The sequence below is a fragment of the Winogradskyella aurantiaca genome (assembly GCF_003362725.1).
GTDB lineage: Bacteria > Bacteroidota > Bacteroidia > Flavobacteriales > Flavobacteriaceae > Winogradskyella_A > Winogradskyella_A aurantiaca.
On sequence record NZ_QKTV01000003.1, the window covers coordinates 282,893 to 301,955 of the forward strand.

At 37.5% G+C, this 19,063-nt stretch carries 18 protein-coding genes; 14 read left to right on the forward strand and 4 right to left on the reverse strand.

Annotated elements, in window-relative coordinates:
- Window positions 1-1,647, reverse strand: a complete 1,647-nt coding sequence (locus tag DN064_RS07410; RefSeq protein WP_115461994.1) for an AMP-binding protein — start codon at window positions 1,645-1,647, stop codon at window positions 1-3.
- A 40-nt stretch (window positions 1,648-1,687) separates the two neighbouring features.
- Window positions 1,688-2,077 (reverse strand): bacillithiol system redox-active protein YtxJ, encoded by a 390-nt coding sequence (gene ytxJ, locus DN064_RS07415; protein WP_115462075.1) that lies wholly within the window; start codon window positions 2,075-2,077, stop codon window positions 1,688-1,690.
- 166 nt (window positions 2,078-2,243) lie between these two features.
- On the opposite strand from ytxJ, the gene clpB reads away from it, so the two are divergent.
- From clpB to DN064_RS07440, 5 genes are all read left to right on the forward strand, one after another.
- Window positions 2,244-4,850, forward strand: a complete 2,607-nt coding sequence (clpB, locus tag DN064_RS07420; protein WP_115461995.1) for an ATP-dependent chaperone ClpB — start codon at window positions 2,244-2,246, stop codon at window positions 4,848-4,850.
- 161 nt (window positions 4,851-5,011) lie between these two features.
- Complete coding sequence (locus DN064_RS07425; RefSeq protein WP_115461996.1) at window positions 5,012-5,872, forward strand: TraB/GumN family protein; 861 nt, start codon at window positions 5,012-5,014, stop codon at window positions 5,870-5,872.
- Between the two features lie 266 nt (window positions 5,873-6,138).
- Window positions 6,139-6,801: a deoxyribose-phosphate aldolase gene (gene deoC, locus DN064_RS07430; RefSeq protein ID WP_115461997.1), complete on the forward strand. Its 663-nt coding sequence runs from the start codon at window positions 6,139-6,141 to the stop codon at window positions 6,799-6,801.
- Between the two features lie 29 nt (window positions 6,802-6,830).
- Entirely contained in the window at window positions 6,831-7,529 is a 699-nt protein-coding gene (gene deoD / locus DN064_RS07435; RefSeq protein WP_115461998.1) for a purine-nucleoside phosphorylase, read from the forward strand.
- A gap of 6 nt (window positions 7,530-7,535) precedes the next feature.
- Window positions 7,536-8,423 carry a histidine phosphatase family protein gene (locus DN064_RS07440; protein ID WP_115461999.1) on the forward strand — a complete coding sequence of 296 codons (888 nt, stop codon included), beginning with the start codon at window positions 7,536-7,538 and terminating at the stop codon, window positions 8,421-8,423.
- Here the strand turns inward: DN064_RS07440 and DN064_RS07445 are convergent.
- Entirely contained in the window at window positions 8,406-9,179 is a 774-nt protein-coding gene (locus DN064_RS07445; RefSeq protein ID WP_115462000.1) for a DUF6503 family protein, read from the reverse strand. The two genes, DN064_RS07440 and DN064_RS07445, sit on opposite strands and share 18 nt — an antisense overlap.
- A gap of 138 nt (window positions 9,180-9,317) precedes the next feature.
- Between DN064_RS07445 and smpB the strand changes: the two genes are divergently transcribed.
- The 4 genes from smpB to DN064_RS07465 all read left to right on the forward strand — a co-directional run bounded on the left by smpB (window position 9,318) and on the right by DN064_RS07465 (window position 13,077).
- On the forward strand, window positions 9,318-9,776 hold the full coding sequence (gene smpB / locus DN064_RS07450) for an SsrA-binding protein SmpB (RefSeq protein ID WP_115462001.1): 459 nt from the start codon (window positions 9,318-9,320) through the stop codon (window positions 9,774-9,776).
- A 75-nt stretch (window positions 9,777-9,851) separates the two neighbouring features.
- Entirely contained in the window at window positions 9,852-10,382 is a 531-nt protein-coding gene (locus DN064_RS07455; protein ID WP_115462002.1) for a hypothetical protein, read from the forward strand.
- Between the two features lie 50 nt (window positions 10,383-10,432).
- Window positions 10,433-11,134: a DUF2927 domain-containing protein gene (locus DN064_RS07460; protein WP_115462003.1), complete on the forward strand. Its 702-nt coding sequence runs from the start codon at window positions 10,433-10,435 to the stop codon at window positions 11,132-11,134.
- Window positions 11,135-11,241: 107 nt separating this feature from the next.
- Window positions 11,242-13,077: a Xaa-Pro dipeptidyl-peptidase gene (locus tag DN064_RS07465; protein WP_115462004.1), complete on the forward strand. Its 1,836-nt coding sequence runs from the start codon at window positions 11,242-11,244 to the stop codon at window positions 13,075-13,077.
- On the opposite strand, the gene DN064_RS07470 is transcribed toward DN064_RS07465, so the two are convergent.
- Window positions 13,074-13,715 (reverse strand): protein-L-isoaspartate(D-aspartate) O-methyltransferase, encoded by a 642-nt coding sequence (locus tag DN064_RS07470; protein ID WP_115462005.1) that lies wholly within the window; start codon window positions 13,713-13,715, stop codon window positions 13,074-13,076. The genes DN064_RS07465 and DN064_RS07470 overlap by 4 nt on opposite strands.
- Before the next feature lie 129 nt (window positions 13,716-13,844).
- On the opposite strand from DN064_RS07470, the gene DN064_RS07475 reads away from it, so the two are divergent.
- From DN064_RS07475 to DN064_RS07495, 5 genes are read left to right on the forward strand one after another with little or no spacing between them, the layout of a single operon-like run.
- A complete protein-coding gene (locus tag DN064_RS07475) occupies window positions 13,845-14,804 on the forward strand; it encodes a Gfo/Idh/MocA family protein (RefSeq protein ID WP_115462006.1) in 960 nt (319 codons plus the stop codon).
- Window positions 14,805-14,832: 28 nt separating this feature from the next.
- Window positions 14,833-15,720, forward strand: coding sequence for a 3-hydroxybutyryl-CoA dehydrogenase (locus DN064_RS07480; protein WP_115462007.1), 888 nt, complete (start codon window positions 14,833-14,835; stop codon window positions 15,718-15,720).
- A gap of 5 nt (window positions 15,721-15,725) precedes the next feature.
- Window positions 15,726-16,964, forward strand: coding sequence for a DUF1015 domain-containing protein (locus tag DN064_RS07485; RefSeq protein WP_115462008.1), 1,239 nt, complete (start codon window positions 15,726-15,728; stop codon window positions 16,962-16,964).
- 14 nt (window positions 16,965-16,978) lie between these two features.
- Window positions 16,979-17,635 (forward strand): YggS family pyridoxal phosphate-dependent enzyme, encoded by a 657-nt coding sequence (locus DN064_RS07490; protein WP_115462009.1) that lies wholly within the window; start codon window positions 16,979-16,981, stop codon window positions 17,633-17,635.
- A gap of 19 nt (window positions 17,636-17,654) precedes the next feature.
- On the forward strand, window positions 17,655-19,019 hold the full coding sequence (locus tag DN064_RS07495; RefSeq protein WP_115462010.1) for an exonuclease domain-containing protein: 1,365 nt from the start codon (window positions 17,655-17,657) through the stop codon (window positions 19,017-19,019).
- The last annotated feature ends 44 nt before the right edge of the window (window positions 19,020-19,063 follow it).

A 19,063-nucleotide genomic window follows, 5' to 3' on the forward strand; every position in this document is an offset into this window, starting at 1 on the left:
TCATTCAAAGATTACCTTCTCATGGGTTGCAAACCAGGTTTTGTAATAAGGTTGGTGCAATTTTTCTATAGCATTTCTGCGAACTTTAAGGGATGGTGTTATAAGGCCGTTATCAATGGTCCAGGCCTCCTTCATAACGACAACCTTTTCCATTTTCTCATGTTTTTCAAACTTAGGATTCACTTCCTCTAGACTTGCTATTAAACTATCAGAAAGTTCTTCTTTGGATTGACGCATTCCAACTTCAGATAAGGTGATCAAGGCAATGGGTTGCGGAATTCCAGTACCTACGACACAAATGGTTTCAATTGCTTGATTTTTAGAAAGTTCTAATTCAAGATATGATGGGGATACATATTTACCTTTATCAGTCTTAAATTCATCTTTAGCTCTACCTATAATTGTTAAGTAACCATCATGGTCATATTCTCCTTTATCGCCTGTCTTAAAAAAGCCTTCAGAATCAAAAACCTCTTTTGTTTTTGCTTCGTTTTTATAATAGCCCTTAAACAAACAGTGGTTCTTGATTAAAATCTCTCCCTCGGGTGAGAACTTTATCTGTACCGTGTCATGGGCCCTACCAACGGTTCCTATTTTGTTAGCGTTAGGAAGATTAGCATGAGATATACAACAATCTTCGGTCATTCCATAAAGTTGCAGAATATGGATTCCAAGAGATTTATACCAATTAATTAATTCAACACTAATGGGAGCAGCAGCCGATCCAATGATCTTAGCATTTCTTAGCCCGAGTTTATTTTGAAGCTTCTTTCTGACAATACCCTTTATTATAGGAACCTTTAAGAGAGTATCCAGTTTTTTTTGAGGCACCTTTTCCAATACCTTCTCCTGAAATTTGGCATAAATGCGCGGTACTCCAAAAAAGGCAGTGGGTTGCGCACGCTCTAAATCCTGCGCAAAGGTATCCAGTGATTCAGGATAAGTTATTTCAGCACCCGCAATAATAGACATGGTTTCCCCCAAACGCTCAGCCACATGAGCCATAGGCAAATATGAAAATAGTTTTGAGGTTTCATCTAATAGCATCATGGGCATTAAGCTTCGAGCACTTTCCATAAAGTTTCCCACCGTGTGCATCACCCCTTTAGGATCACCGGTTGTGCCAGAGGTGTATATAATGGTGTGTAAATCACCTAATTCAGATTCAAATATTTCTGAATTAGTAATGGCTTCTGTTGTATCTATAATGGATTCCCAGGACGTTCCCTTATCTACTCCATAGAGCTCAACTCCAATTATGGAGAGGTCTTTCATCCCTTCATATTGACCGATAAAATCATCAAGTTTACCAGCGATGATTGTTTTGGACTCACTATGCTTTAAAATATGTTTTATGGATTTGGCATCCAACGTGGGATAAATAGGTATGGAAATGTAACCGGCCATCATAATGGCTAAATCAGCCATCACCCAATGCGCACAGTTTTTAGAAATTAAAGCAATATGACTTCGTTCTTCAAAGCCCAGGTGTTTTAGATAATGAGCCATTCGCCTCGCCTGATTGCCTACATCTTTAAAAGAGAAGCGCAGCATTTTACCATCTATCGGTTGGTTGAGAAAAATGCGATCTGGTACTACTTGTTCCCAATGCAGAAAGGCATCAAGAGGTGAGTTGAATTTAGCCATGTTAGTTAGATTTCTGTAAAAGATACTGAAAAACTAACAATCAATTGTACTGAGCTAAGTTTAAACTATTAATGGCACCATGGCTTTCATTTACAACAGCAATGCCGTTTTTTATTATTAAAACCTGCGGGGATTGATGAAAAACTTGAAAACGTTTAGCCACCAAATTAGATATAGATCTAAAACTAAGCAAATCCAAATAATAGAGATCCGCATGTAACCCACTTTCTGGGAATTGTGCCTGAAATTGGTTCAAAGTCATTCTACTTATACCACACCTTGTGGAATGCTTAAATATAAGCTGTGGTTTTGTGTTCGAGTTTTCAACTAGGGTTTCCAATTGACTCTCGCTTGTGAGAGGAATCCAAGGAAGGTCTTCCTTGTTATTGGAATCGGAACTAGTTCCAAAAAGTGACTTAAATAGTCCCATAACAATTGTATTGCTTTTTAAGTTTTCTGAACAGTCGTAAAACAATCTAGAGAATTACAAATGACTAAATGTCAGTTGTTTCTGGTTAAATTAAGACATTTTGTCTACCTCTGCCCGATGGTGTAATTATTGACTAAAGTTAAACGAACACAACAAGAAAATCGATATGAACTTTAATAATTATACAATTAAATCACAGGAGGTCATCCAGCAGGCACAGCAGTTGGCAATGAGCTTCGAACATCAGCAAATTGGAATTGAGCATGTTTTAAAAGCCATTTTCAATGTAGATGAGACGGTGCTTCCGTTCTTATTAAAAAAACTGAACGTGAATGTCAAGTTGCTTGAGCAAGTATTAGATAAAGAATTACAAGGTATTCCAAAGGTTTCGGGAACAGATTTAATGCTTTCGAGAGAAGCTGGAAACGCTTTGAATGACGCCTCTGTCATTGCCAAAAAGATGAAGGATGATTTTGTGTCTATTGAGCATTTAATCATCGCTATTTTTAAATCTAAGAGCAAAGTTGCTCAGATACTAAAAGATCAAGGAGTGACGGAAAAAGCTCTCACAGCAGCTATTGAGGAATTGCGTAGAGGAGATCGGGTTACTTCTCAAAGTCAAGAAGAGACTTACAATTCCTTAAGTAAATATGCCAAAAACCTCAACCAGTTGGCAAGCGTTGGCAAATTAGACCCCGTCATTGGGCGTGATGAAGAAATCAGACGTATACTTCAAATTCTGTCTCGTAGAACTAAGAATAATCCCATTCTAGTTGGTGAGCCTGGAACAGGTAAAACTGCCATCGCTGAAGGATTGGCACATAGGATAATTGATGGCGATGTACCTGAAAATTTGAAGGACAAGCAAATATTTGCGCTTGATATGGGTGCGCTAATTGCTGGAGCTAAATACAAAGGTGAATTTGAAGAACGGTTAAAGGCAGTGATTAAAGAGGTGACCACCTCTGAAGGTGATATTGTGCTGTTTATTGACGAAATTCACACCTTGGTTGGTGCTGGTGGTGGTCAAGGGGCTATGGATGCTGCTAACATTCTAAAACCCGCACTTGCCAGAGGAGAGTTAAGAGCAATTGGAGCCACAACTTTGGATGAATATCAAAAATATTTTGAGCAGGACAAAGCCTTAGAGCGTCGTTTCCAAAAAGTGACGGTTAATGAACCCGATACCGAAAGTGCTATTTCGATCCTTAGAGGTATCAAAGAAAAGTACGAGACACATCACAAGGTTCGCATTAAAGATGAGGCCATTATTGGAGCGGTGGAATTATCCAACCGCTACATCACCAATAGATTTTTACCAGATAAAGCTATTGACCTTATGGATGAAGCAGCTTCAAAACTCCGAATGGAAATAAATTCAAAACCTGAGGAATTAGATGTTCTGGATAGAAAGATCATGCAACTTGAAATTGAACATGAGGCCATTAAGCGCGAAAAAGATGAAGCCAAATTAAAAACCTTAAAGTCTGAATTGGCTAATTTGAAAGAAGAACGCAATGTCATTAATGCCAAATGGAAGAGTGAAAAAGAGGTGGTCGACCAAATCCAAAATATCAAACAAGATATTGAGAACTACAAACTGGAGGCCGAACGTGCTGAACGTGAAGGAGACTATGGAAAGGTAGCAGAAATCCGCTATGGGAAGGTAAAGGATGCTACAGAACAATTAGAAACTTATCAAAAGCAGTTGGCTGAGCAGCAAGAGAACGCTCTAATCAAAGAGGAGGTGACTTATGAAGATATTGCCGATGTAGTTGCTAAATGGACAGGTATCCCTGTCACCAAAATGATTCAGAGCGAACGTGAAAAACTATTGAAGCTTGAAGATGAATTACACAAACGTGTGGTTGGACAAGAAGAAGCCATAGTTGCGGTGAGTGATGCAGTAAGACGATCACGAGCAGGGCTTCAAAACCCTCAAAAACCCATTGGAACTTTCCTATTCCTTGGAACTACTGGTGTTGGTAAAACTGAATTAGCTAAAGCACTTGCAGAATACCTATTTGATGATGAGGCTGCCATGACGAGAATAGACATGAGTGAATACCAAGAACGTCATTCTGTAAGTCGACTAGTTGGAGCACCTCCAGGGTACGTAGGCTATGATGAAGGAGGGCAACTGACCGAGGCAGTTAGACGTAAACCGTATTCAGTTGTATTGTTGGATGAAATTGAAAAAGCACATCCCGATACCTTTAATATACTATTACAGGTACTTGATGAAGGTAGATTAACAGACAATAAAGGACGAGTTGCCGATTTCAAAAACACTATAATCATTATGACATCAAATATGGGAAGTCAATTGATTCAAGAACGTTTTGAAGCGACAAAGGACATTGATTCTGCCATGGAGGCTGCAAAAACAGATGTGCTCGGAATCTTAAAACAAAGTGTAAGACCTGAGTTTTTGAACAGAATTGATGATACCATTATGTTCACACCTTTAACTAAGCAGAACATTATTGAAATTGTAGATCTACAATTGAAGTCTGTGACCAAAATGATCGCGCAGCAAGGTATTACATTCGATGCTACTCAAGAAGCCAAGGCTTATTTAGCAGAGAAAGGATATAATCCAGAATATGGAGCACGCCCTGTAAAGCGAGTAATCCAAAAGGAAGTACTCAACCAGTTAAGCAAAGAGATTCTATCTGGAAAAGTAACTACAGATAGTATCATTCTACTGGATGAGTTTGATGATAACTTGGTTTTTAGGAATCAAGGAGATTTAGTTACAGAAGAATTTTAAATCTGCTGTAACAATATAGGCTAGAAATAGTCTTTATAATGATTGGTTGGTTAAAAGCAACGTAACTTTCATAAACCGTATAGCTACCGGTGGAAAGAAGCGTTGCTTTTCCTTTTTGTAACAATTATTAAAGAAATGATACCAATAGCAAAAATATTACTATGAAATCATTTCTTCCTGCTCTAATTCTGTTCACTATAAGTATAAGTTTAAATGCTCAAAAACTAGCTAACTCTACCTTATGGAAAATTGAAGGTAATGGCCTAACTGAAGCGTCCTATTTGTTTGGTACGATGCATTTAACTTGTGATGCCAACTTGGACGACCGCGTTCTAAAAGCACTTAAAAATACTGAGCAGCTTGTTCTAGAACTAGATATGGATGATCCCCAAATGCAAGCAAACATGATGAGTGGGATGATGATGAATGATGGTATAACAGCATCAGAATTGATTTCAGAAGAGGATTATAAACTTTTAGACGAGTTTCTTACAGAGGAACTTGGTATGGGGCTGTCTGCAGGGATGAATCAAATGAAACCTTTCTTTATTCAAGCTTCATTATACCCGAAATTAGTCGATTGCTCCTTGGAATCCTATGAAATGGAGTTGATGTCTGTTACCAATTCGCAAGGAGAAGAGATCCATGGACTAGAAACTGTCGAGGAACAACTAAAAGTATTTGATGACATTCCCTATCAGGATCAGCTAGACGACCTTGTTAAAATGGCCAAAAACAACATGGACTATGACAAAAAAACCATGGCCAAAATGATGACGATGTACGAGTCAGAAAATATTGAAGGGATGCTAGATATGATGAACGACGATTATTACAGTTCTGTATCTAATCATCAGGATTTGCTGCTATCGAACCGGAATAAAAATTGGATCGATAAAATTGAAGCTTATGCCAAGGACACCCCCACGTTTTTTGGAGTGGGTGCTGGACACTTAGCAGGTAAGGATGGAGTTATTCTATTATTACGATCCAAAGGTTATAAAGTGACCCCCGTTTTATAGATCCATGCAAGGAAAGTAATCAAGCTTTTTATGCACCATTAATTCACCCTCAATATCAACTAGTTACGGCAATTAGCCTGGTTTTTTCGATGAAATACACAATAATTTTGGATTTCATTTGTTCCATTTATCGAAGAAATTACTAATTTTATCGAGCTATTTAATTCCTTTATACTTTAGGCAATAGTTCTTTTTGCTAACGTTTATCCCTCTACTAATATTCAAGGAATTGGTATAGATAAACACTTAAGATTAACAAATGAATTATGGAATTGAATAGATTTATTGATCATACCCTATTAAAACCAACTGCAACTGAAGGAGATATAATTAAACTATGTAGCGAAGCTCGCTCTTATAGTTTTTACTCTGTTTGTGTTAATAGTTCTTACGTACCATTAGCCAAAGAAGCATTAAAAGATTCTCAAGTAAAGATCTGTACAGTTGTAGGATTTCCATTAGGAGCCACCTCTACTGAAGCCAAGGTATTTGAAGCTATAAAAGCCGTGGAGCAAGGGGCTGATGAAATTGATATGGTAATCAATATTGGCTTTCTTAAAAGCAACAATTATGTTGCAGTTTTAAAGGACATAAGCGCTGTTAAAAATGCCATTGGCAAGACCCCTTTAAAAGTTATACTAGAAATCAGTGAATTATCTAAAAATGAAATTGTAAAAGCAAGTGAAATCTGCCTAGATGCCAATGCTGATTTTGTTAAAACATCAACTGGGTTTTCTAAAAGTGGAGCTACTCTTACGGCAGTCAAAATCATAAAAAAGACTATTAGAAATAAGGCGAAAATAAAAGCTTCTGGCGGGATACGTGATAACGAAACAGCTCAAAAGTACATTGATGTTGGAGTTGAACGACTAGGTACTTCTTCAGGTATCGCTATTGTTTCCGATACTTTTAGTACTGCCGACTACTAAATATCCCATCGAAATAGTACCTTTATAGCATGAGTGTACACATTGGTGCTAAACAAGGTGAGATTGCTGAAACCATTTTACTTCCTGGCGATCCGTTAAGAGCCAAATGGATTGCGGAAACCTATCTTACAGACCCTTTTTGTTTTAATAAAGTTAGAGGTATGTACGGGTATACCGGTTATTACAAGGGTAACCGAATATCCACCATGGGAACAGGTATGGGAGTTCCAAGTGTATCTATCTATGCCAATGAACTTATCTCTGAATATGGCGTAAAAAACCTGATTCGAGTCGGTAGTGCGGGGTCCTATCAGGCAGATGTAAAAATTAGAGACATTGTCATTGCCATGTCTGCTTCCTCTAATTCCGGTGTCAACGAGTTGCGATTTGGCGGGGCCGATTATGCCCCGACAGCTAACTTCGACTTATTTATTAAAGCTGTGGAAATTGCCAACCAAAAGAATATCCCTTTTAAAGCTGGTAATATTTTTTCTTCTGATGAATTTTATGAAGACAACATAAAAGCATTTGAAAAATGGTCCAAATTTGGGGTGCTCTGCGTAGAAATGGAAACCGCAGGACTGTATACTGTTGCAGCGAAATTAAATGTTAAGGCCCTAACGATACTTACCATATCAGATTCTCTCATTACTAAAGAAAAACTTTCGAGTGAGGAGCGGGAACGCTCTTTTGATCAAATGATGGAGATCGCACTTGAATTAGCTTAAAAAATCATGAAACAAATTCTAGTTCTTATTGTTGCCCTATTTTCAATTGGCATAAACGCACAAAATAGTGATCACGAAGCTATTACCAGTACATTAAACAATTACATCGATGGATTTTATAAAGGTGATGCCTCCAAATTGGAAGCGGCACTCAAGCCTCGATTGTACAAATTTGGATACTGGAAAAACAAAGACACAGGAGCATATGAATACTACCAGCACATGACCTATGACCAAGCCATAGAATTTGTGAATAAAATGAAAGCCGAGGGACGTACCAGAGATGAAACTAAAATTAGAAAAGCGGAAATTCTTGATATTGGCCACCATATTGCATCGGCTAAAATAACCGCAGTTTGGGGTGTGGATTATGTACTGCTATCAAAGGAAGATGGGCAATGGATGATTGAACAAGTCATATGGGAAGGACCCTATGTTGAAGAAGTCAAACAAAAACCAGTAGTTACCACCTATTACCTAATTAGACATGCTGAAAAAAAACGGATTAATCCAGATGATAGAAATCCAGAGTTGACTAGTGCGGGGGAAAAACGTGCTCAAAAATGGTCCGATACCTTTAAGGACATACCCTTAGACGCAGTCTATTCTACTAATTATAAGCGTACGTTAATGACTGCCCAACCAACAGCAAAAGCAAAAAATCTTGAAATACAGACTTATCAGCCAAATAATATGGACATGGAGGCCTTTTTTCAAGCCACCAAAGGCAAACAGGTTCTGGTGGTTGGCCATAGTAATACCACGCCATTTATGGCCAACGCTTTAGTCGGAGAAATGAAATATAAAAGTATGGACGACACCAATAATGCAGGACTCTATATTGTAACCATTACAGAGGATTCTAAAACGTCAACATTAATTCAGGTCAATTAAATTAACACTGAGTTGTTCTAGTTCAATGGTTGAAAGTAATTCCAGTTGGTCTCTGGAATATTGTTGTCCTAGATTTTCAAGATTGAGCGCCTTATCCTTTGGTTTATAATTATTGTAGTCAACAAATCTCAGTCCTTTAATAAAGCGCTCATTAAAGGCTGCTCTAAAACGTAAACCGATGCCGTCCTCTTCGGCATAGGAATAAGCTAAATAATCTGTTTTATAGGTTTCACTATTAATCCAATAGATGAACACATCATCATAGTCCTCTCCTCCACCGTTTTCTTTAAAAGTTACTTTAATTTTATAGTATTCTTTATTCTTAATAGTTTCTGTCTTTAGCAGTTGTTTGATGACTGCTGCGTCATTTAAGCCATAAGGTAACACAGAAAAATAGTGGACAGAATTAACCGAAGCGGTGTATTTGACACCCATAGAGTCCGGAATGACCTGAAATTCATTATTAATGAAGCGCGCAAACCCGTCATTACTCAATATGTCTATGACTGAGTCCCCAGATATTGTGTTGATGCGACTCAATGAAAAGTCACCTTTATAACGTCTGGCTGTATAATAAACATCCCTAAAATAGAAGCCAATATTAGAACGGCCGAAGTTGTTCCCGCCTGAAGCCTCAATCGTTTTATCTATAATTTCTTGAGCAGAAACCTGTTCTGAATCAGGCAAATCTTTCTGCTTTGACTCCTGACATGAAGCCAAAAGTACTATCAAGAATACTTTTATAATATGTTTCATAAGACGTCTTAATAAGGGTCGCAAATTTATGCCATTGATTACACTGAGTATATATTGCAAGGACTATTTAACGTAATATTATAGGGAACTTATTAATAGAAGTCTCTAAGGCTTCATATTTTTCTATCTTTGCCTGCCATGCAAAAAAAGGTGAACATACTCAATAAAAAGGCCAAATTTCAATATGAGATTCTAGACAAATATGTCGCTGGAATTGTGTTGTCTGGAACTGAAATTAAGTCCATCAGAGCCAGTAAAGCCTCAATTGCTGAGAGCTTCTGCGAATTTAATGACAATGGAGAACTTTTTGTTATCAACATGACTATTGAGGAATACGCGTTTGGTAATTACTACAACCACAAACCTAAAGCAGAACGCAAGCTTCTGCTCAATAAACGAGAATTAAAAAAACTGGAGCGCGAAGTCAATGTTAAGGGAAATGCCATTATCCCCTTACGGCTTTTTATTAATGACAATGGTTTAGCCAAAATGGAGATTGCTCTTGGAAAAGGGAAAAAACTCTTTGACAAACGCGAAACTATCAAGGATCGAGATAACAAGCGAGACCTGGATCGTATTAAAAAGAACTTCAGATAATTCAATCTCATATATTTTAGACAGGTTTTTTATTTGTTGTAAATTCGAATCAACACCATTAAAAACAAAATCAAAATGCTACGATTCTTAATTGTTGTTCTCTTAGTTGGAAGCCATGTTAATGCTCAGATTGGGGAAGAAGAAGCCCCAGATTATTCCAATCATGTTCTTACCATAGACTCCACAATGGAAACACTTTATTCTGTTATTTCGGGAGATAAAGGAGAACAACGTAATTGGGATCTTTTTAAATTTCTTTTTCACGAAAATGCCAAGCTCATTCCTTCAGGTCTGAATGCTGAGAATGTATCGATTGCTCGTTTTATTACACCCGAGGAGTACATTGAGTCATCAGGAAAATGGCTGGTTGAAAATGGTTTTCATGAAGTGGAAATACATCGCGAAACAGATACTTTTGGTCATATTGCTCAGGTATTCAGCACTTATGAATCCTTTCGTAGCAAATTAGATACAACACCCTTTATGAGGGGAATAAATAGCATCCAGTTACTCCATGACGGTCAGCGTTGGTGGATTTTGAACATTTACTGGATGCAAGAGAATGAGGCTAATCCAATTCCTGCAGAATATCTACCAGGTAATTGATTGCCGAAAACTAATTTCTAACTAATATTGCAAATCTGAAACCTACAATTATGTTCAAAAAATTCTTTCGACTTATTTCAATTTGTTTATTGTTAGTTTTATGTAATTGTTCTTCTGATGAGATTGTTCTGACTCAATGTGGACCTTTTGATACCTCATCTTTAACCTCCAGCCAAGAACTTTTCCTTGATTTAACCTTTGGCCAAAATTTTGGGAGTTCGACCGACAGATTAAAAAAATGGAATAGTAACATTCGTTATACCGTTTTTGGAAACCCAACACCTGAAGATTTAATGATGCTTGAGTCCGTTATAAATGAAATTAACTCCAGAAACAACCCGATTGTATTAATTCCTTCTGAAGATCCTTTCTTGGCCCAACATATAATATATTTCGGTACAACCGAGTCTTACATTGACCAGATTGAACCTCTGGCAGCAGGATTCGCTGAAGGCTTACCAGGTTTCACTGCAATTCGTTGGAATAACGCCTATGAAATTTCTTCGGCCAGTATATGCATTGACAATGTTAATTATCCAGACGCTGCTGATGTTGAGCATATTATAAAAGAAGAACTTGGACATTCTCTAGGATTAATCAATGACACCTCTTTATCCACAGAGAGTATTTTTCATGAGTCCATTCAAAATCAAGAATACAGCACTCAAGACCTTGAATTAATTGACCTTATGCTAGGTTATGTAATAAGCCCTGGTTTATGCGCGTCTGAAACTATAGAGGCCCTAAATTGATAGTTCAGAGCAAAGGCCAAAACTGCTCATTAAAATTAAAGATTCCTTAATTTCATAAATTAGGGACGTTTCGTATTTTTAGGAAGTAACGAATGATCTTTATCTCTATGAAACTTCCAATTAAGCTTATCCCAGTAATTTTATGCCTTACTTCCTTGACCGCTCTTTCTCAGTCTGCGGAAACCGAAGCTAGACCTGTTTTTGAAAAAGGACAGGCACAAGTAGTTAAGGCCTTTAATAATAACGAAGACTGGATTCGCCACGATCTTTGGGTTGAAACGGATTTTAATACGGATGGAGACGAATTTATGGATCGCATGCATGTGTCAGTCACAAGGCCTCAACAAACAGAAAACGATGGCCTGAAACTACCTGTCATTTATGTGACGAGCCCCTATTTTGCAGGCGTAGCGGGTAATGTTGACGGTTTATTTTGGGATGTAAAACATGAACTTGGAGAATTACCCTCAACACCTCGTGTACACCCAGAAGTAAAACGACTTGGAAAACGGCCCATAATTTCAAATTCACATATTAAAAAATGGGTACCAAGAGGCTATATTGTGGTTCATTCTTCTTCCCCAGGAACAGGATTATCGGATGGTTCTCCAACCGTTGGCGGCCCAAACGAATCTTTAGCTCCTAAAGCGGTTATTGAATGGCTATGTGGGAAACGAAAAGGCTACACTGAGCGACGAGGTGGTGAAGAGGTTGTGGCTTTCTGGTCTACAGGCAAAGTTGGTATGACCGGTACAAGTTATAATGGCACCTTACCGCTGGCAGCTGCTACAACTGGTGTAGAAGGACTGGAAGCGATCATTCCAATAGCCCCTAATACCTCCTATTATCACTATTACAGATCTAATGGATTGGTGCGATCACCAGGTGGATATCTTGGTGAAGATATCGATGTGCTTTATGACTTCATTCATAGTGGAGATGAATCCAAAAGAGCCTTTAACAACCAAAAAGTAAGAGACACCGAGATGAAAAATGGAATGGACCGGAAATCTGGTGACTATAATGATTTTTGGGCTGGAAGAGATTATCTCAATCAAATGCCCAACATGAAAGCGGCTCTTTTAATGTCTCATGGCTTTAATGATTGGAATGTGATGCCAGAACACAGTTATAGAATCTACAAAGCGGCGAAAGACAAAGGTCTACCTACTATGATCTATTACCATCAGAACGGTCATGGTGGCCCTCCTCCAATTGAGCTTATGAACCGATGGTTTACTAAATATTTACATGGAATCGATAATGGGGTAGAAAAGGAATCCAACAGGAGTTATATAGTTAGAGAGAATGCTAGTCGACAGGACCCCACAGCTTATCCTGATTATCCCCATCCAGATGCATCTATGGTTGAATTTTCCTTGTTTAAAGGAGGAAATACAACAGGAATTTTAAAAGTTGGAAAACCAAAAAGAGAGGTAGAAATGCTTATAGATAATGTAAGTAAATCAGGAAAAGAACTTGCTTCCTCCGATGAATCTCAAAATCGATTATTGTATGTCACCCAACCCTTAGCAGAAGATGTACACATATCTGGTATTCCAGAAATTGAAATCTCAGTTTCAAGTAGCAAGCCAGCAGCTAACTTATCTATTTGGCTGGTTTCTCTGCCTTGGGAGGAAGGCAATGCGGTACCCATTACCAATAATATTATTACCAGAGGCTGGGCCGATCCCCAAAACTATAAATCACTAACTAAAAGCGAGGCATTAAAACCCGGTAAGTTTTACAAATTAAAGTTCAATCTCCAACCAGATGATCAGATTATTAGAAAAGGACAACAAATAGGATTAATGATATTTTCTAGTGATCAGGATTTTACCTTACATCCGAGTCCTGGAACTGAATTATCCATTCAATTAGGATCAACCTCCCTAAAGCTGCCAATTGTTGGGGGTATCGAGGCTTTTAAAACTAAAAGTTAATTTTTATTAGCTAGTAAGGGTACGAAGCGGAATTCTCCAAATTCTGTCTTGGTAAAATTTTGAGCTGAGGTGCGTTCATAGAGTGTCATGATCTGACTGTCTTCTCCTACAGGAATTACAAGCCGTCCGCCAATTTTTAATTGACTCAATAAGGGTTTTGGAACAAATGGAGCGCCTGCCGTAACAATTATTCCATCGAATGGCGCTTCTTCTGGCAATCCTTTATAGCCGTCCCCAAAAATTTGCTTTTTGGGTCGATATCCAATTTTAGGTAAAAATTTTTGAGTGATCTTAAAGAGTTCTTGCTGACGTTCAATGGTGTAGACTTTTGCCCCCATTTCCACTAAAACCGCGGCCTGGTATCCACTTCCTGTACCTATTTCAAGAATCTTTGACCCTTTTTTAACTTGGAGAAGCTCCGTTTGAAAGGCTACAGTATAGGGCTGTGAAATAGTTTGTCCAGCAGCAATTGGAAATGCTTTATCCTGATAAGCATGATCTATAAACCCCGAATCCATAAACAGATGCCTTGGAATATTGCCTATAGCTTTTAAAACGGCTTCGTCTTTAATCCCTTTATCTTTAACTGTGGCAACTAATTGTTGCCTCATACCTTTATGTTTAAAACTATCTTCCAAACTTAATTTTTAATAGGTTAAAAATAACCATCGGTCAAATAATTGACAAGGCTAAAAGCATATTGTTTCCCATGAAATAATCATACTTATTTCGAGCAAATCAATTATTTTTGTTCAAAACTCTCAACCATGCTAAAAGCAGGCGTTCTAGGTGCAGGTCACCTCGGAAAAATCCATCTTAGATTACTTAATCAGTCCTCCAAATACGAACTTGTTGGGTTCTATGATGCCGATATTGAAAATGCTAAAAAAGTAGTTGATGAATTCGGATACACTTATTTTGATTCTATTGAAAAATTAGTTGATGCGGTTGATGTTGTAGATATCGTGACCCCAACGCTCTCGCATTACGATTGTGCTAAACTCGCTATTTCTAAAGGTAAACACATTTTTATAGAAAAACCTATAACTAAAACGGTTGAAGAAGCTGAAGCCATTAGAACATTGGTTGCTGAGCATGGAGTAAAAGGACAGGTAGGTCATGTTGAGCGTTTCAATCCGGCATTTATTGCTGTAAAAGAGCAAATAAAGAATCCAATGTTTATTGAGACACACAGGCTTGCTGAGTTTAATCCTCGAGGTACCGACGTACCTGTGGTATTGGATTTGATGATTCATGACATTGATATTATACTAAGTGTCATTGATTCGCCTGTTAAACATGTGTCTGCAAGTGGCGTGTCGGTGGTAAGTGAAACCCCTGATATTGCTAATGCCCGTATAGAATTTAAAAACGGTTGTGTAGCCAATCTTACCGCGAGCAGGATTTCTTTAAAAAACATGCGTAAAACACGATTCTTCCAAAAAGACGCTTATATATCAGTCGATTTTCTTGAGAAAAAATGTGAAGTTGTAAAAATGAAAGATGCACCGGAACAGCCGGGTGATTTTGATATGATTCTTCAAAATGCTGAAGGAATTAAGAAACAAATTTATTTTGATAATCCTGATGTTTCCAGCAATAATGCAATTCTGGATGAATTAGAAACATTTGCGCATGCCATCAACACTAATACTAAGCCCATTGTTACCTTACATGATGGCACAGAAGCATTACGAGTTGCAACTATGATTATCAATCAATTTTAAATACAATAAAAGAATAAACTAAACTTATATGAAGAATGTAGCCGTCATTGGAGCGGGAACCATGGGCAACGGTATTGCTCATACCTTTGCCCAATCTGGATTTAAAGTACAACTCATCGATATTAGTGAACCTGCGCTGAAAAGAGGAATAGACACCATATCTAAAAATCTGGACAGGATGATCGCAAAGGAAAAAATCACAGAATCAGATAAAGCCGAAACCTTAGGAAATATCACCACTTTTACGAGTGTTTCTGAGGGTGTTGAGTACGCAAGTCTGGTTGTAGAAGCTGCTACGGAGAATATTGACCTAAAATTAAAAATATTTAAAGATCTGGACGCTGCCTGTCCTGATGATACGATTCTAGCTACCAATACTTCATCTATTTCAATTACCCAAATTGCGGCCGTTACCTCAAGACCTGATATGGTCATAGGAATGCATTTTATGAATCCTGTGCCTATCATGAAGCTTGTTGAAATCATAAGAGGGTATAATACTAGTGATGAGGTAACCAATACTATAATGGACCTTTCAAAAAAACTTGGAAAGGTTCCAACTGAGGTTAATGATTACCCTGGCTTTGTTGCCAATCGCATCTTAATGCCAATGATCAATGAATCTATTGAGACGCTTTACAATGGCGTTGCAGGTGTTGTTGAAATCGACACTGTCATGAAATTAGGGATGGCGCATCCAATGGGCCCATTACAACTAGCAGATTTCATAGGTCTAGATGTTTGTTTATCCATTTTAGAAGTGATGTACGACGGTTTTAAAAACCCAAAATACGCACCATGCCCGTTGCTCGTTAATATGGTAAGAGCTGGTAAACTTGGTGTTAAGTCAGGTGAAGGCTTTTATGACTACAGCGAAAGTAAAAAGGCCGAGAAAGTAGCATCTCAATTTAATTAAGGCTAATGGCCAAGGTTGTTCCATTTAAAGCAGTTAGGCCAACAAGAGCTATTGTTGGATTGGTCGCTGCAAGACCCTATCAAAGTTACACCGTTGAAGAACTAGAAAGCCGTATGGATTACAACCCATACAGCTTTTTGCACGTCGTCAATCCTGGATATAAATATGATAAGATTATAACGGGAGAACAACGCTATAAATTGGTTAAAAACCGGTACTTAGAATTCAAAGAAGATGGGGTGTTCGTTCAAGATGAAAAGCCTTCCTTTTATGTATATCGCATAGTTAATAGACATAAACAGGTATTTAATGGTATCATTGCTGCCAGTAGTGCTGAAGACTATGCCAATAATGTCATTAGAAAACATGAGGACACCATTTCTCATAGAGAACAAACCTTCAAAACCTATTTAAAAACGGTTGGATTCAATGCAGAACCTGTTCTTCTTACCTACCCGGATAATGAAGTTATAGCCAAGGTTATAGAAGACACCCAGAAAGGGCATGCTGAGTTTGAGTTCACCATGACCTACAGAGATACGCATTACTTATGGAAGATTGATAATGAAGCGACTATTTTTATACTTCAAAACGAGTTCTCAAGAATGGACCGCGTTTATATAGCTGATGGCCATCACAGATCGTCCTCCTCCTATTTGCTTTATCAGGATGAAAAGGAGACCAATCCCAACTATGATCCAACGGCTAATTATAATTATTTCATGTCCTATCTTATTCCTGAATCGGATCTTGTTATCTATGATTTCAATCGTTTGGTTAAGGACTTAAATGGGCATTCCAAAGAAGCTTTCTTAATTCTTTTGGATGAGTACTACAGAATTGAAAACAGAGGGGTACACCCTTACCACCCCACCAAAGCGCATCATTTTAGCATGTATCTGGACGGTGAGTTCTATAGCTTGTATTTGCGTAAAACCAACTATGAGTTTAAAACTGCACTCGATAAATTGGACGCCCAATTGCTTTACAAGACTATACTTGAGCCTATTCTTGGTATCAAAGACCTAAAAAATGATAAACGCATATCTTATGTTAATGGAAGGGATGAAATGGTTTCTATTAAAAGTAGTGTTGACAGTGGAGACTATAAAGTTGGATTTGGAATGATTCCTGCCACAGTTAATCAAATGAAAGAAATTGCGGATGAAGGCCTAACAATGCCACCAAAGAGCACCTACATTCTTCCCAAATTACGAAGTGGAATTACAATTTATGAATTTTAAATACTTCTAAATCAATGAGCATAGCACAAAACCTAACTGCTATCAGAGCTGATTTACCAAAAGAAGTTTCTTTGGTAGCTGTTTCTAAAACAAAACCTGTAGGTGACCTCATGGAAGCTTATGATGCTGGACAGCGAATTTTTGGGGAAAATAAGATTCAAGAAATGGTCGACAAGCACAACCAAATGCCAAAGGATATTCAATGGCATATGATTGGTCATGTACAGCGTAATAAGGTGAAGTATATGGCAGGTTTTGTGGACCTAATTCACGCTGTTGACAGCTTACGATTGTTAATTGAGATTAATAAACAAGCTCAAAAACACGAACGTAAAATTCAATGTTTACTACAAATTAAAATAGCTGAGGAAGATAGTAAGTTTGGTTTGGATTTTGAATCGGCGAGAAAACTTTTAGATTCAGAAGATTATAAAAACATGGAGCATGTTGAAGTCATAGGTTTAATGGGTATGGCCACATTTACTGAAGACATGACCGTTGTTGAAAAAGAATTCAAATATTTGAAACAATGCTATGACCATATTAAATCAGATGGCAATAACCTAGATGCCTTAAGTATGGGAATGAGTGGAGACTATAAGCTTGCTATTAAAAACGGCAGCAATATGGTACGAATCGGAAGTCACATATTTGGTGCTCGCAATTATTAGAAACAGAAACTAATTACCTATTTACGCAATAATAGACATAGAAACTACCGGTGGTAAATATGATGAAGAAGGTATCACCGAAATTGCAATATACCGTTTTGATGGCCATGTTGTAACGGATCAGTTCATATCACTTGTTAATCCAGAGCGCGAAATTCAACCATTTGTGGCAAATCTCACCGGTATCAATTCTAAGATGCTAAGAAATGCACCAAAATTCTATGAGGTGGCAAAGCGTATTGTGGAAATTACCGAAGACTGTGTAATAGTTGCTCATAATGCCGACTTTGACTATCGAATTCTTAAAACTGAATTTAGAAGATTAGGATTCCCTTTTAAACGAAAAACGCTTTGTACGGTTGAACTATCTCAGACTTTAATTCCAGGAATGGAGTCTTATAGCCTAGGAAAATTATCAAGGGCTCTTGGGATCGCCGTCAGTGATAGGCACAGAGCCTCTGGAGATGCGCAGGCTACTTTAAAATTATTCAAGATGTTGCTTCATAAGGATCTTGACAAGGCCATCATCAAGACTTCTGTAAAAACGGAAGCCAAATCAACAATTCCAAATAATTTAAGAGATATCATTGATGCTCTGCCTTCTGATACGGGCGTATATTACATACACAATGCTAAAGGCGATATTATCTACATCGGTAAGAGCAAAAACATAAAGAAAAGAATCAATCAGCATTTTACTGGGAAGGATGGTAAGTCTAAGAAGATTCAATTACAAGTTGTTGCCGTAACTTATGAAAAAACTGGGAGCGAACTGGCAGCACTTTTAAAAGAAAATGAAGAAATAAAGAACAATAAGCCTTTGTTTAACAGAGCATTAAAACGTGATATTTTCTCACATGCTCTCATCCATTTCATAGATGATAATGGTTACATCAACTTTAAAATAATACCGGCCAAAAACGCACAAAAGCCTTTAACTACATTTACAAATATGCGCAGCGGTTTGTCCTTTGTTAACCATATTACTGAGGATTTTAATTTGTGCGAAAAATTAAATCATATAAGCCATTCAAAAACCAATTGTTTTAAGAACGAAATTGGGGAATGTAATGGTGCCTGCATACAAATTGAATCAGTTGAAGACTATAATGTAAGGGCTAATGAAGTTATTAGAAAATATAGTTTTGAATCAAAGAATATGGTCATTATTGATAAAGGGCGTACTGTAGGAGAACGGAATGTAATTCTAATTAGAGAAGGCCTTTTTGAAGGGATGGGATACGTTGACTTAAACTTTCAAATTTCAAATATTTCAATTCTGAAGAATCTTATTACTAGAATGATTCATGATAGAGATACTCAACACATAATTCAAAACTACATTCGAAGAAATGAGAAAAAAGTGAGAATTATAGATTTTTGAAACAAGCAACTCTTAGATTCATTATAAGATTCTTTCGTACATTT